At 65.8% G+C, this 13,813-nt stretch carries 16 protein-coding genes and 1 tRNA gene; 7 read left to right on the top strand and 10 right to left on the bottom strand.

From position 1 onward, the window contains the following. Window positions 1-26: 26 nt before the first annotated feature. A complete protein-coding gene (locus E4K64_RS31380) occupies window positions 27-302 on the top strand; it encodes a hypothetical protein (protein ID WP_135166850.1) in 276 nt (91 codons plus the stop codon). A gap of 3 nt (window positions 303-305) precedes the next feature. On the opposite strand, the gene E4K64_RS31375 is transcribed toward E4K64_RS31380, so the two are convergent. Continuing rightward, a complete protein-coding gene (locus tag E4K64_RS31375; RefSeq protein WP_135166849.1) occupies window positions 306-1,109 on the bottom strand; it encodes an enoyl-CoA hydratase-related protein in 804 nt (267 codons plus the stop codon). Between the two features lie 155 nt (window positions 1,110-1,264). Between E4K64_RS31375 and E4K64_RS31370 the strand changes: the two genes are divergently transcribed. Continuing rightward, window positions 1,265-2,239, top strand: coding sequence for a ketopantoate reductase family protein (locus tag E4K64_RS31370; protein WP_135166848.1), 975 nt, complete (start codon window positions 1,265-1,267; stop codon window positions 2,237-2,239). A gap of 3 nt (window positions 2,240-2,242) precedes the next feature. Here the strand turns inward: E4K64_RS31370 and E4K64_RS31365 are convergent, their stop codons facing one another. Continuing rightward, a complete protein-coding gene (locus E4K64_RS31365; protein WP_135166847.1) occupies window positions 2,243-2,920 on the bottom strand; it encodes an alpha/beta hydrolase family protein in 678 nt (225 codons plus the stop codon). A 126-nt stretch (window positions 2,921-3,046) separates the two neighbouring features. Between E4K64_RS31365 and E4K64_RS31360 the strand changes: the two genes are divergently transcribed. Next, window positions 3,047-4,192, top strand: coding sequence for an acyl-CoA dehydrogenase family protein (locus E4K64_RS31360; RefSeq protein ID WP_135166846.1), 1,146 nt, complete (start codon window positions 3,047-3,049; stop codon window positions 4,190-4,192). Between the two features lie 8 nt (window positions 4,193-4,200). On the opposite strand, the gene E4K64_RS31355 is transcribed toward E4K64_RS31360, so the two are convergent. Beyond that, the gene (locus E4K64_RS31355) at window positions 4,201-5,193 is read right to left on the bottom strand and encodes a helix-turn-helix domain-containing protein (protein ID WP_135166845.1); all 993 of its coding nucleotides are present in this window, start codon (window positions 5,191-5,193) and stop codon (window positions 4,201-4,203) included. Window positions 5,194-5,336: 143 nt separating this feature from the next. Here E4K64_RS31355 and E4K64_RS31350 point away from each other — a divergent pair, with 143 nt between their 5' ends. Further along, a complete protein-coding gene (locus E4K64_RS31350) occupies window positions 5,337-6,062 on the top strand; it encodes an alpha/beta fold hydrolase (RefSeq protein WP_135166844.1) in 726 nt (241 codons plus the stop codon). A gap of 57 nt (window positions 6,063-6,119) precedes the next feature. On the opposite strand, the gene E4K64_RS31345 is transcribed toward E4K64_RS31350, so the two are convergent. Then, complete coding sequence (locus E4K64_RS31345) at window positions 6,120-7,004, bottom strand: LysR family transcriptional regulator (protein ID WP_135166843.1); 885 nt, start codon at window positions 7,002-7,004, stop codon at window positions 6,120-6,122. A gap of 106 nt (window positions 7,005-7,110) precedes the next feature. Between E4K64_RS31345 and E4K64_RS31340 the strand changes: the two genes are divergently transcribed. From E4K64_RS31340 to E4K64_RS31330, 3 genes are read left to right on the top strand one after another with little or no spacing between them, the layout of a single operon-like run. After that, window positions 7,111-7,539: a DoxX family protein gene (locus tag E4K64_RS31340; protein WP_135166842.1), complete on the top strand. Its 429-nt coding sequence runs from the start codon at window positions 7,111-7,113 to the stop codon at window positions 7,537-7,539. A gap of 12 nt (window positions 7,540-7,551) precedes the next feature. Continuing rightward, window positions 7,552-8,013 (top strand): DsrE family protein, encoded by a 462-nt coding sequence (locus E4K64_RS31335; protein ID WP_135166841.1) that lies wholly within the window; start codon window positions 7,552-7,554, stop codon window positions 8,011-8,013. After that, complete coding sequence (locus E4K64_RS31330; RefSeq protein WP_135166840.1) at window positions 8,006-8,602, top strand: TlpA family protein disulfide reductase; 597 nt, start codon at window positions 8,006-8,008, stop codon at window positions 8,600-8,602. The genes E4K64_RS31335 and E4K64_RS31330 overlap by 8 nt, the downstream gene beginning before the upstream one ends. 6 nt (window positions 8,603-8,608) lie before the next feature. Here E4K64_RS31330 and E4K64_RS31325 read toward each other — a convergent pair whose 3' ends face one another. The 6 genes from E4K64_RS31325 to E4K64_RS31300 form a co-directional block, all read right to left on the bottom strand. Continuing rightward, complete coding sequence (locus tag E4K64_RS31325; RefSeq protein WP_135166839.1) at window positions 8,609-9,748, bottom strand: amidohydrolase/deacetylase family metallohydrolase; 1,140 nt, start codon at window positions 9,746-9,748, stop codon at window positions 8,609-8,611. A gap of 140 nt (window positions 9,749-9,888) precedes the next feature. Continuing rightward, window positions 9,889-11,016, bottom strand: a complete 1,128-nt coding sequence (locus tag E4K64_RS31320; protein WP_135166838.1) for a DUF2252 family protein — start codon at window positions 11,014-11,016, stop codon at window positions 9,889-9,891. Between the two features lie 281 nt (window positions 11,017-11,297). After that, window positions 11,298-11,374 (bottom strand) — tRNA-Arg (locus E4K64_RS31315). Window positions 11,375-11,477: 103 nt separating this feature from the next. After that, a complete protein-coding gene (locus E4K64_RS31310; RefSeq protein WP_135166837.1) occupies window positions 11,478-12,434 on the bottom strand; it encodes a tripartite tricarboxylate transporter substrate-binding protein in 957 nt (318 codons plus the stop codon). A 127-nt stretch (window positions 12,435-12,561) separates the two neighbouring features. Then, a complete protein-coding gene (locus E4K64_RS31305) occupies window positions 12,562-12,933 on the bottom strand; it encodes a dimethylsulfonioproprionate lyase family protein (protein WP_126260983.1) in 372 nt (123 codons plus the stop codon). A gap of 27 nt (window positions 12,934-12,960) precedes the next feature. Then, on the bottom strand, window positions 12,961-13,599 hold the full coding sequence (locus E4K64_RS31300) for an RraA family protein (RefSeq protein ID WP_135166836.1): 639 nt from the start codon (window positions 13,597-13,599) through the stop codon (window positions 12,961-12,963). Window positions 13,600-13,813 lie beyond the last annotated feature (214 nt).

Genomic DNA, 13,813 nt, shown 5'->3' with positions numbered 1-13,813 from the left:
TCGGTGGACCTGAGACAAGGGCGGCCATGGATTCGATCATCGTCAGATATTGTTTCGCCGCCCTGATCGCTTTCGCGATCTCCGGCGCCGCTCCCGCCACAGCCGTGGAGCAGAACTGCCGCTTCATCCAGGCCAAGCCGGAGCGCGAAGCCTGCTACAAGCAGCAGGAGGACGAGCTCGCGGCCAGGCGCAAGCCGGCGCCCGCGACCGACGCGGGCAGGACGCTCGAAACGCTGCGCCAGATGCGACAGGACGACGACGCGGTCTATCGCAGCATCAACAACATCTGCCGCGGCTGCTGACGTTCAGCTCTTCCCGCCGCCCCACTTCGCCGCCCGCTTCTCCGCGAACGAGGCCAATCCCTCCGCCGCCTCCGCGCTCTGGCGCTTGAGCGAATGCAGCTGCACGAGCCGGGTGTAGGCGGCATCGTCCACCGCCATGCCGCCGAACGAGCTCTCCAGTGCGAGCCTCTTGGTCTCGGCCATCGCCTCCGGCCCGTTGGCGAGCAATTGCTCGACCAGCTTGCTGCCTGCGGCCTCGAGTTCGGCCAGCGGCACGACCTCGTGCACAAGGCCAATGCGGCGGGCGTCCTCGGCGCCGAAACGCTCGCCGGTCAGCGCGTAGCGGCGGACCTGGCGGACGCCGATGGCGTCGCAGAGCTGCGGGATGATGATCGCCGCGGTCAGGCCCCAGCGCACCTCGGTGATCGAGAACAGCGCATTATCCGCTGCGATCACGACATCGCAGGCCGCAATCACGCCGGTGCCGCCGCCGAAGCAGCCGCCCTGAACCAGCGCGACGGTCGGGATCGGCAGCGTGTTGAGCCGCTGCACCGCCTCGAAGGTCGCGCGCGAGGCCGCCTCGTTCGCTTCAGCCGATTGCGGCCGCACGCCGTTGATCCATTTCAGATCGGCGCCGGCCTGGAAGTGCTTGCCATTGCCCTTGAGCACGACGACGCGCAGGTGAGGCTTCGTCCCCAGATCGTCCATGGCCGCGAGCACGCCCGCGATCAGCGCGCCGTCATAGGCGTTGTTGACCTCGGGCCGGTTCAACGTGACGGTCGCAACCCCACGCTCGTCAAGGGTCCACAGGACGGGGCTGGCAGTCATCGGCGATCCTCCGGTCGTTTGCTTGGCGCGCGCACTATGGCCGAGGCGACGCATCCCGATCCATATCTTTCCAGCGTGGGGCGGTCGCGCCCATCGCATGGCGGCTTGTGTCATGCTGGCGCCCGGGTGGCAGCAAGGGACAGGACGGAATCATCATGCGCATCTGCATTTTCGGCGCGGGCGCCGTCGGCAGCCACATTGCGGTACGGCTGGCGCGGGCCGGCCATGACGTTTCATGCGTGATGCGAGGCGCGCATCTGGAGGCGGCGCGCGCGGGCGGCCTCAAGCTGCGGGTCGGCGATTCCGAGGTCAGCGCCAAGGTGAACGCATCGGGCGATGCGGCCCAGCTCGGACCTCAGGACGTCGTGATCTCGACGCTGAAGGCGACGGCGCTTCAGGGGCTGGTTTCCAGCATCAAGCCGCTGCTGCAGGACGATACCGCCATCGTGTTCGCGCAGAACGGCATCCCCTGGTGGTACGGGATCGGCCTGCCGCCGCGGCATCCGACGCCGCCCGATATCTCCTTCCTCGATCCCGGCGGGCGCCTGCGCGCCTGCATTCCGAAGGAACGGATCGTCGGCGGGGTCGTATTCTCCTCCAACGAGGTGACCGCGCCCGGCGTGGTGCACAACCTGACGCCGGACCGCAATCGCCTCCTGATCGGCGAATGCGACGACCGCAATTGCGAGCGGATCACCAAGCTGCGCAATGTCTTCAACGACGCGCGGCTGGAATCGCCGCCGGTGGCCGATATCCGTGAGGCGATCTGGTCAAAGCTGCTGACCAACATGTCGCTGTCGGTGCTATGCCTGCTCACCGGCCAGACCGCGCGCGGCGTGCGCGACGACCCGGCTTTCGCCGAGGTCATCCCGCGCATGCTGAACGAGGCCAACGACATCGCCCAGCATTTCATCCCCGAGGTCAAGCGCGTGACCCGCAGCGGCCCCGCCCCCAATCACAAGCCCTCGCTGCTGCAGGATTACGAGCTCGGCCGCGCCATGGAGATCGACGTGCTGGTCAGGGCGCCCGCCGCCTTCGCGCGCACCGCCGGCCTGTCGACGCCGACGCTCGACCTGATCGCCGCGCTGGCGATCCAGAAAGCGCGCGACAAGGGGCTTTATGCGGCGTGAGCATCAGGCGATTCGATCGATCCAGGCCGCGAGCGTGTCCAGCACCTCGGTGAGCGCTTCGTCATTGGTGCGGCCCGACTTCTTCAACACCGCGAAGGAGTGATCGCCGCCTTCGACCTCGTGCAGCGTCGCCTTCGCCCCCAACGCCGCAATGACGGGTTTGAGATGGCCGAGATCGGCCAGCTCATCGCGCGTGCCCTGCAGGAACAGCATGGGAATCGCGATGCCGGCGAGGTGCTCGGCACGCTCGGACGACGGTTTCTTGGCGGCATGCAGGGGGAAGCCGAGGAAGGCGAGCCCCTTCACATCGGGCAGCGGTGCTTTCGATTGCGCCTGCGAGGTCATGCGCCCGCCGAACGATTTGCCGCCGGCGACCAGCGTCACCCCGGGACACAGTCGCGCGGCCTCCGCGACCGCCGCGCGGATCGCAGCGTGAGCGACGGCCGGCTGGTCGGGGCGTCCCTTCTTCTCTTCCATGTAGGGGAAATTGAAGCGGAACGTCGCAATGCCCCGGCTTGCGAGGCCTTGGGCGACCTTCTCCATGAAGGAATGCCGCATGTCGGCGCCCGCGCCATGCGCCAACGCATAGCAGGCGCGCGCCTTGTCAGGCTGCGTCAGGATCGCGGAGACCGCGCCGATGCGCGCGATGTCGAGCTTGAGCTCTCTTGTTTTGACAGTCACAATCAACCATCCCGACAGAAGCTGTTACCGCCGCCTTGGTAGCGGCACCGCGGCAGCCTGAAAACACAATAATTGCCGCCGCCCGCCGGCCTACCAAGCGGAAACGCCGCATCAACCGAGGTAATCATGTCCTACCGCTCCTCCTGGATGACCGAAGAGCTCGACGTCTTCCGCGACCAGTTCCGGAAATATCTTGCCAAGGATCTGGCGCCGCATGCGGAAAAATGGCGCGAGCAGAAGATGGTCGACCGCTTCGCCTGGCGCGGCCTCGGCGAGATGGGCGCGCTCTTGGCAAGCGTACCGGAGGAATATGGCGGCCTCGGTGCCACCTTCGCCTATGACGCGGCGGTGCTGGACGATCTCGAAAGCACGGTGCCGGAGCTGACGACCGGCGTCTCCGTGCACAGCGCCATCGTCGCGCATTACATCCTCAATTACGGCTCGGAGGAGCAGAAGAAGCGCTGGCTGCCGAAGATGGCGTCCGGCGAGATGGTCGGCGCCATCGCCATGACCGAGCCCGGCACCGGCTCGGACCTGCAAGCCGTGAAGACCACGGCGAAGAAGCAGGGCAATTCCTACGTCATCAACGGCCAGAAGACCTTCATCACCAACGGCCAGGCCGCCGATCTCGTCATCGTGGTCGCGCGCACCGGCGAAGCCGGCGCCAAGGGCATTTCGCTGATCGTGGTCGAGACCGCGGGCGCGGACGGTTACAAGCGCGGGCGCAACCTCGACAAGATCGGCCTGCATGCCTCCGACACGTCGGAATTGTTCTTCGACAATGTCGTCGTGCCGCCGGAAAACCTGCTCGGCAAGGAAGAAGGCCAGGGCTTCGTGCAGCTGATGCAGCAATTGCCGCAGGAGCGCCTTGCGCTCGCGGTCGGCGCCGTCGCCGCGATGGAACGCGCGATCAAGCTCACCACCGAGTACACCAAGGAGCGGAAAGCCTTCGGCAAGCCGCTGATGGATTTTCAGAACACCGCCTTCAAGCTGGCCGAGCGCAAGACCGAGGCGATGATCGCGCGCGTCTTCGTCGACTGGTGCATCGAGCGCCTGGTCGCCGGGGATCTCGACACGGTCACCGCATCGATGGCGAAATATTGGTGCTCGGAGAAACAGGTCGAGACCGCCGACGAATGCCTCCAGCTGTTCGGCGGCTACGGCTACATGCAGGAATATCCGATCTCGCGCATCTTTATCGATTCGCGCATCCAGAAGATCTACGGCGGCACCAACGAGATCATGAAGCTGTTGATCGCAAGGTCACTGTAGCCCAGGCGTCAGCTGCGCGCCTTCGCCGCGCGCCAGTCGCGCGGCCGGCAGCCGAAGCGCTGCTTGAAGCGCCGCGTGAAGTGGGAGAGGTCCGAGAAGCCCCAATCGAACGCGATGGCGCCGATCGCACGATCCGTCATTGCGGGATCGCTGAGATCCCTGGCCGCGCCGTCGAGCCGATGGTCGATGACGTAATCGGTGAAGCTGCAGCCCGATCGCGCCAGCAGCTTGTGCACGTAGCGCTCGCTGATGCCCACGGCGTCGGCGACATCGGAGACCGCAAGGCCGGGCTCGCGCAGCCGCCGGTGAATGGCACGCTTCAACGCCAGCATGGTTGCATCGGCGAGACTCTCGGTCTCCGCGGCACCTGCCCGGCCACGCCGCGACAGGCTTACGGCGACCAGCTCGATCAGCGCCCGGAACAGCCGCCTCCCCTCGTCTTCGGTCATCCGCAGCGCGCCGGCGGCGAGCGTGCGCGCGGTCTCGACGATGAGATGGCCGACGACGGGATCGTCGGAGACCCGTGCCGCAGCGACGTCGAACGAAGCCGGCAGCCGTTCGCGCAAGGCCTCAGACGGCACCCAGATCGAGGCGACGCGCAATTGCGGACCACGATCGTGCAGAAGCGCAAACTGCCGATCGCTGTCGAAGATGCCGACCTGTCCGGGCGACAGGCTGATCTCGCGATTGCCCTGCTGGATGCGACAGCGGCCGGCCAATTTCAGATTGAGGTAGAAGCAGCTGCGCTCGGACGCCGCGATGTCGGCCGCCGATCGGCGCACCACGTGCTCGGGGAAGCTGACGCGGTTGATCGCGCCATCGCCGAGCCGGATGTGGTCGACGCTGGCAGAAAAGCCGGCAGCTGCCGCCGGCTCCGGCGTCAAATTCATGAAGGCCTGGCAGATCGCCTCGCGATAATAGGCGAATTGCTCGTTCGGCCGCAGGCCGGCGGTATCCCAGGCCGATTGGCGTGACGGAACGGCGCGCTCGATCTGCTGCATCGGTTCACTCCGAGACCAATCCGGTTCACTTCCAGCCAAGCGGCACATCAGCCGCTGGTGCACAATTGACGCGCGGCAGCACCGCTGGCAGCTAAAAAGCGGCGCGGCCTCAATCTAATCACAGTCTCGGGAGGAGCCACAACATGTCGACCTACGTCCTCGTCCACGGCGCCTGGCACACCGGAGCCGAGTTCGAACCGGTCGCCGCACCGATCCGCGCGGGCGGCCATCAGGTCCATACCCCCACCATCAAGGGCAACCGTCCGGGCGACGCCAAGACGACAGGGTTGAAGGAAGCGATCCAGTCGATCGCCGACTACCTTGCCGAGAACGATCTGAAGGACGTGATCCTGCTCGGCCATTCCTATGGCGGCATGATCATCACCGGCGTTGCCGACCTTGCTCCCGATCGAATCCGTCGCCTGGTCTACTGGAATGCCTTCGTGCCCAACGATGGCGAATGCCTCAACGACATGGTGCCGCCGCACTATATCGGACTGTTCGACGCGATCGCGGCCGAGCGAGGCGACGGCTCGGTCGTGTTGCCATTCCCGGTCTGGCGCGAAGCCTTCATCAACGATGCGGATTTGCAGACCGCACAGCGCGCCTATGACGTCCTCAACCCGCATCCGCTGGCGACCTTCACCGACAAGATCGCGCTCAAGAGCAATCCGGCCGAGATGCCGCTGGCCAAGTCCTACATCAACTGCACGGAGGACACCGCGCTGCCGCACAGCCATGGCTGGCATCCGCGGCTATCGGAGAAGCTCGGCCTGTTCCGCCTGGTACAGGTGCCGGGAAGCCACGAACTGTGCTTCTCCGATCCGGCGCGCCTCGCCAAGGCCATCATGGAGGCGGGACGCGACTGATCGGCGTGTCGCAGGCCGTTGATCGCCGGATCGCTGTAGCCGGCCCGCTACAGCCGGTCACCTCATCCGCTTGTCGGCGGCGATGAAGTCGATGAAGGTCCTCACTTTCGCGGAGAGGTATTTGCGGCTCGGATAGACCGCAAACAGCTTGCCGGCGAAGACGATCCTGTCGGGCATGACGTGTTCGAGACGCCCCGCGCTGATGTCGGCGGCGACCAGCCATTTCGGCAGGAAGGCGAGGCCCATGCCTTCCAGCGCCGCCATGTGCAACAGCGTCTCATTGGCGCTGCGCAGCACCGGATTGAACTTGACGGTTTCGGGGCCGTGCTCGCCCTGAAAGGAGAAGCTCTCGCCGGGATAAAGCGCATAATGCAATAGCGCGTGACCGGCGATATCGGCGAGCCTGGCCGGACGCCCTGCGCGTTTCAAGTAGGCCGGCGCGGCCACCATGTAGAACGGAACGTTGGTGATTGGACGCGCGATCAGCGCTTCGTCGGGCGCGCCGGTCGCGCGCAAGGCAAGGTCAAAACCCTCCTCGACCAGATTGACCATCCGTCCGCTGAGATCGACGTCGAGCCGTACCTCCGGATAGCGATCCTGGTAACCCGCCAGCACGCCCGCGAACATCGCGTTCGCCATCCACACCGGCGCGGTCAGCCGCAGCGTGCCACGCGGCACGACGGTTGCGTTGCTGACGGCGGCCTCGATCTCATCGAGCGAATCCAGCATCTGCCGCGCCTGCTCGAAATAGAGCGCTCCGCTTTCGCTCAGGCTGACGCGCCGGCTGGTCCGGTTGAGCAGCCGCGTGCCCAGCCGCTTCTCGAGCTGCATTACATGCTTGCTCGCCATGGCGGGCGAGATGCGAAGGCGCTGTGCCGCGGTCGCAAAGCTCTTCAGCTCGGCGACCAGGCAAAACACCCTCATGCTGACGAGAGAATCCATGAGATCATCAACATTCAGGAAATGAACCAATCCCGAAGCGGATAATGATCAAGAATGGTGAAACTATCAAATGGTGGCAACCCTCACATTCCGGAGAAATCACACCATGTCCACCACCGCCTTCGAGACTGCCGCCCCGGGACGGGCCCTTCGCATCGGCCTTTGGGCCGCGCAGGTCGTCCTCGCCTTCGTCTTCATCTCGGCAGGGCTGGTGAAGCTGACCACGCCCATTCCCGCGCTTGCAGCGATGATGCCCTGGGCCGGCCAGTATTCGGAAACCTTCGTTCGCGCCATTGCCCTGGTCGACCTTGCCGGCGGGATCGGCATTCTGCTGCCGGCCCTGACGCGGATCCTGCCGCGGCTGACCGTGCTCGCTGCGCTTGGCTGCACGGTGTTGCAGGTCATTGCGCTCTTCTTCCATCTCTCGCGCGGCGAGGCCGCGGTGACGCCGCTCAACATGGTGCTGCTGGCGCTCAGCCTGTTCGTGGCGTGGGGACGCCACGGCAAGGCGCCGATCGCGCCACGTCAGTTCTGACCGGCAGCGGCCATGATCTCTGCCAAAGGATGGTCCCGCAGGGGACTGCTCGCCGGCGCGTCGATCCTCACGGCCGGCGGCACCGCCGCGGCCAAAGAGGATCGTCTTGCCGACGGCGTCGTGATGCTGATCGACAGCAACGAACCCTATGTCATGGGGCACGCGATCAGCTATTCGGCCAATCTCTCCAAGCATTTTGCCGACAGAGGCGCGAAATTGCCGATCGAGGTCGTCGCCAATGGCAAGGGCATCGACGTCTTCCGCGCGGACAGAACGCCGCTGGCCGAGCCGCTGGCGACGCTGCGGCAATCGCTGCCCAACCTCACCTACAGCATGTGCGCCTCATCCAAGGCGATCGCGGAAGCCAAGGAGCAGGTCTCAATTCCGCTGATATCAGGAGCGAGCCTCGTCCCGTTCGGCATCGGACGCGTGGTCGATCTGCAACTGAAGGGCTGGGCCTATATTCATGCGTGAGACGGCGCGCGAAGGCGGTCCGGTGCTGTCGCGGCGTTCGATCCTGATGGCCGCGCCCGCCTGTCTCGCCTTGCTGCGCGCAGGCCACGCACAGGATCGCTGGCCGCCGGTGTTCGAGGCCGGCCGCAGCCAATTCACAATGGTGCGGCCGCGCGCACCGATGCCGCAGCTCAGGCTACAGGACCTCCACGGCCGCGATGCCGTCGTCACCGCGAAGCCGGGCCGCATCACATTGGTGAACTTCTGGGCGACCTGGTGCGCGGCCTGCAAGCTCGATCTGCCCATGCTGGCCAGCCTTGCGGGATCGCGCCCCGACCGGCTCGACATCGCCGCGATCTGCACCGACACGAAGGACTTGCGCAAGGTCCGCACGTTTCTTGGCAGCCTCGCCGTGTCAAACCTCGCTTGTTATGTCGACGCCTACGGCACGGCCGCCCAGGCATCCACCGAGATGTTCTCAATCGTCGGCATGCCCATCACCTATCTCATCGGCACCAATGGGCGCGTCGAAGGCTACATCACCGGCGCGCCCGACTGGCTGTCGCCGGCCGGCAGCCGCCTGCTGCAATTCTACCGCGAGCAGGACTAGCGCCGCTCAATTCGGATGCCACCAGCGGCCGCCGATGACGACGCCCTCCGAGACGATCTTGCGATCGCCGATCAAATGCTCGCCGACGACGTCCTCGTAGTCGAATTGGCCTTGCTTCACCGAGATCAGCGTGGCGTCGCCGACGCTGCCGGGCTTGAGGCTGCCGAGCTCGGGGCGGCGCAGCGCCATCGCGGCATTCACCGTCGAGGCCGCGATCACATCGGACAGCTCCATGCCCATGCACAGGAATTTCGACAGGGTCGTGACCTGGTCGTAGGCCGGGCCGTCGATGCAGAGTTGATGGATGTCGGACGAGATGGTGTCGGGATAGAAGCCGTTGGCGAGCATCGCGCGTGCGGTCTTGAAGGCGAACGAGCCCTTGCCGTGGCCGATGTCGAACAGCACGCCGCGCTCGCGCGCCTCCAGCACCGCCTTCTTCACCGTGCCTTGCGCGGTCGCCGGCGTGTTCGGGAACGGGCGGAACGCATGGGTCAGCACGTCGCCGGGGCGCAGACGTGCCAGCACCTCCTCGTAGCTCGGCGGCGGGTGGTCGATATGCGCCATCAGGGGCATGCCGACCTCGTCGGCCACCTCGAGCGCGATATCGAGCGGCACGGCCCCCGACGTGCCCGAGGAATGCAAACCGACGCGCACCTTGATGCCGACGATGAGGTCGCGGTTGGCATCGGCCACCTGCGCGGCCTCGATCGGATTCATCAGCCTGAGCTCCTCGCTCTCGCCGACCATGATCCGGTGCGAAAAGCCGAAGATGCCGGCATGCGAGACATGCAGATAGGCGAGGATGCGGACCTGGCTCGGCTCGATCACATGCTTGCGGAAGCCGGCGAAATTGCCGGGCCCGGCACTGCCCGTATCCACCGCGGTGGTGACACCGGACAGCCGGCAGAACTCCTCGGCGTCGATGCCGAGCGAGGTGCCGCCCCAATAGACATGGGTGTGCAGATCGATCAGCCCGGGCGTCACGATGTATTTCGAGACGTCGCGCACGTCCGTGCCGGGATCGGCCTTGAGAGCGCTGCCGATGGCGGCGACCTTGCCGCCGGCGAAGGCGACATCGGTCACGGCATCAAGCTTCTGCGAGGGGTCGATCACGCGGCCCCCGCGCAGGATCAAATCGAAAGGCATCATGGTCTCCGGGATTGGCAGGGCGTGGCAAGGCTGGTGCGGGCGAGCCGCCTCCTGCCTCGATCGGATCGCCTATAGCAAATCTTGCACCAACCAGGCAAAGCGCGGGAATAGCCGAGACCGGAGCCGGCATTCACCGGTCAACCGTGCCTGCGCCACTCCCTGAAATCACCTTCGACGAATGCGGCAGCGGCCTTTGCGGCAGCATGGAGCCAACCATCGTCGCGCTTTCTCAGGTCTGCGGCGATCCTCTCCGATGCGCCTCCGGCGGCGTGAATGGCGCCGATGTCGAAGCCCATGACGTTGAGCAGATCGAGCTCCACCTCCATGTTCGCGTGATCCCCGAGATTGATCTTGCGGGAGTCGGGCGCAAGGCGCCGGATCACGAAGCCACCCTGGCGCTCGAGCGCGAGGTGCGGATCGGGCGCGCGATATAGACCTGTTGCGAGGTCGAGAAAGCGCAGCTTGCCCCGCTGGCCATGCGCCCAATCCCAGGCTGACGGCACCAGCGCCTTGGCCTCCCTGACGACTTGGCCGCCGCGCCATTCGGCGATCGCGACGAAACGCGGCCGGCCCAGGCTGCCGGCGCCTGCCACGCGCCTCGCGAAGCGACCAAACGAGGCACCGGGCGGCAATTCGCTGCGGAGCGCGGCGGCAACAGGGGATCGTGGCTTCGCCCGCGGATATTTCCTCACGTCGTCCCAGAACTCTTGGCGTTCGTCGTCGGTGCATGCCACGTAAGCGCGCATCCAGCTCGCCTGCTCATCCAGGAGCGAGGGCCGCGGCCGCGTCAGACCCTTCTTGTAACCATCGAGAATCGCCTTGGCGGCGTCGCCATTGCCGACGTGGGTCATGGCTCTCGCCTTCCTCTTCTTGGCCTTCGGGGCGAGCCGCGCGCTCGTCGCAAGGCGCACCAGATCGAAGGGATAGGCAATAATCGCGGCCTCGTCGAAATCGTTGACGCCCCAGACGAGACGCCCCTCCACGTCGCGCCAGGTCCCGAAATTTTCGATATGGGTGTCGCCGATCGACGGCACGCCCGGCGCGTCCTTCAAATCCGGGCAGATCGCTTCGATACATCTGGCCCAGCGGAAGAAGGTTGCACGAAGGAAGACGAACGGGTCGTCCTTCATCTTCTTGTGCTTTGCGTCGAGGTCGCGCGCGACGACCTTGCATTCGGAGCGCAGCCAGCGCTCGAACTCTTTGTTGTCGTCGAGAAATGAACGCGGCGCGATCCCGCCGGTTCGGTTTGACGTTTGCTTGATCACGGCGAGAGCTTCCCGAAGCGAAAGATGGCGAGCGAGCCCGCGGACATGACTGCTGCGCACTTCTGCACGCCGCTGCACAAGTAACGGGACACCCGAACATTCAACCAGAGAGCGAGCAGGATAGCCCCGCCGTTACTCCTCCGCCAGCCGGAATGATCTGACCTCGCCATCATCGGCCACGGGACGACAGGCGAACAGGCGGGTGACGCCGAAGGATGGGGAAGATGGACGCAAGCCGCGCCCGGCGGCGGCCGGCAATCACGTCACGTATCTGAGCTTGCTGGCGATCCCGGGAAGACTCGAACTTCCGACCTACGGTTTAGGAAACCGTCGCTCTATCCGGCTGAGCTACGGGACCGCGGAACCCGCATCAGGCGGGTTGCCTGGGTGTACATATCAAAGCGGCGGCGGGATCGGAAGCCCTCGCCGCGGCCAATGCGCAAGGACCGCTGCCAGGCCGGTTACGCCTTGATATTGTTGTCCTTCACCACCTTGCCCCAATAGGCGAGCTGCTTGTCGAAGAAGGTCTTGAAGGCGGCGCCGTCCTGGAGCAGCAGCGTCATGTGCTGTGTCTCCTTCAGCTGGGTGGCGGTGGCGGGCTCGCTCAGGATCTCCTTGGACGCGGCCGCGAAGGCTGCGACGACGTCAGGCGGCGTGCCTGCGGGCGCGAAGATGCCCCACCAGGCCAGCGTCTCGAAATCGGGAAAGCCCGCCTCGATCGCGGTCTGAGTATCGGGCAGGGCCGCCAGCCGCTCGCGGCCGAGCTGCAGGATCGGACGCAGCATGTTGGTGCCGAGCTGGGCGGCGACCAGCGCCGCCGATCCCGCGATGAGATCGACATGGCCGCCGAGCACGTCGTTCATCGCCGGCCCGCCGCCGCGATAGGGCACGTGCATGATCTCGACCCCGGCCTTGCTGCCGAGCACCGTCATGGCGAGATGACCGAGCGTGCCGATGCCGACCGAGGCATATTTCACCGCGCCCGGGCTCGCCTTGCAGGCGGCCACCACGTCGGCAAAGCTCTTGTAGGGCCGGCCGGCGCCGGCCGCGATCACGTAAGGCGCGGTGCCGATCAACAGCACCGGGATCAGCTCGCGCTCGACGTCCACCGGCGGCTTGTCGAGGATCGACGGGATCACCGCATGGGAATCGAACGTCACCAGGAACGTCGAGCCGTCCGCCGGGCTCTTGGCGACCTGCGCCGCACCCAGCGCCCCGGCGGCGCCCGACTTGTTCTCGACCAGGACGATGCGGCCAAGCTTGGTTTGCAGATTGCTCTGCAGCAGCCGCGCCATCGCATCGGTCGATCCGCCCGGCGGAAACGGCACGACGAGCGTGATCTTGCTCCCTTGCGCCATCACCGGCGTCATTGCGAGAATGGCCGGCGCGGCCAAGAGCGTGCGTCGTGTGATCGTCATGGTCCCCTCCCTTTGATGTCAGCGCCCGGCTCTTTTTGCTCTTTGGCGCTGGAGCTTGATCCGGAAAAACGTGCAGCGGTTTTCCGATAAGATCATGCTCAAGAAATAACCTGAAACGCAAAGCGCTTCAGCGCGTGCCGAAGCCCGACCCCGCTTTCTTGTATTCTGGCCGAGGCGGACTGAAAATGTCCAGCACCCGGGCCCCATCGGCGCCGGCGCGCATGGTGTGCGGCACGTTGCCCGGCGTGCGCCAGAAATCGCCCTTCTTCACCGGAATTTCCTCATCGCCCTGAACGCGGATGGCGGAGCCGTCCAGCAGCACGCCCCATTGCTCCTCGGGATGATGGTGCAGCGTGCCCTGCGCATGCGGCGCCAGCGTCACCACCGACAGCATCGCCTGCTCGCCGGAGAAGATGCGCGTGGTCACGCCGGCGGCGAGCTCGCGGAACAGGCCGTCGCTGGGATCATCGATGTTGTGGAATTCGTCCTTCTGGCTCACGCCATTCTCCCCTTTGTGGTCGTCGGATCAGGACTTGCCGTAAGAGCCCTGGTAGCGGCCCTCGCGGATCGCCTTCAGGGTCTCCTCCTCGCGCGCGACCTGGGCGCGCACGGCTTGCAGCAGCGCCGCGGCGCCCGCGGCGGGAAACGACACCACCCCGTCCTCGTCGCCGACCACGATGTCACCGGGCGCAATCACGCTGCCGCCGATCGACACAGGCACGTTGATCTCGCCCGGACCGTTCTTGTAGGGACCGCGATGGATCACGGCGCGGGCGTAGCAGGGAAAGTCGTCGGCCGCAAACGCGGCGACGTCGCGGATGGCGCCGTCGATCACATAGCCTTCGGCCTTTCGCCATTGCGCGATGTTCTTCATGATCTCGCCGACCAGCGCCCGCGTCTCGTCGCCGCCGCCGTCGACCACGATGACGTCGCCGGGTCCGACCAGATCGAGCGCGCGGTGGATGGCGAGATTGTCGCCGGGACGGGTGCGCACGGTGAAGGCCGTGCCCACCAGCTTGCCGCCGCGATGATAGGGTTTCAGCCCGACCGCGCCCGGCAGCCGGGCGAGATTGTCTGAAATGACCGAGGTCGGCGCATTCCGAAAACCCTCGATGATCTCGGCCGGCGGCTTCGGCACGCTGTTCGCGGCGATGGTGATCGTCATATCCTTGGATCCTTCTTTCCTGCTCGGCGTTCGCCCGCGCCTTCGCCGGCCAAATCCGGAAGGCGCGCCCTTCCTTCATCCACGCCGCGCGCTCGCCCGAGTGTTATTGGCATCGCCTCAGGTGAGGCGCCCGCAAGGCGAAGTGTAGCAGCCGGCCATCGCGAGGCTGTGACTCCTGCGCCACGTCAAGAATAAAATGTCAGCATCCCAGCCA

Source organism: Bradyrhizobium frederickii, assembly GCF_004570865.1.
GTDB lineage: Bacteria > Pseudomonadota > Alphaproteobacteria > Rhizobiales > Xanthobacteraceae > Bradyrhizobium > Bradyrhizobium frederickii.
The sequence above is the reverse complement of the archived record's forward strand: the minus strand, read 5'-3'. Positions and strand labels throughout refer to the sequence as shown.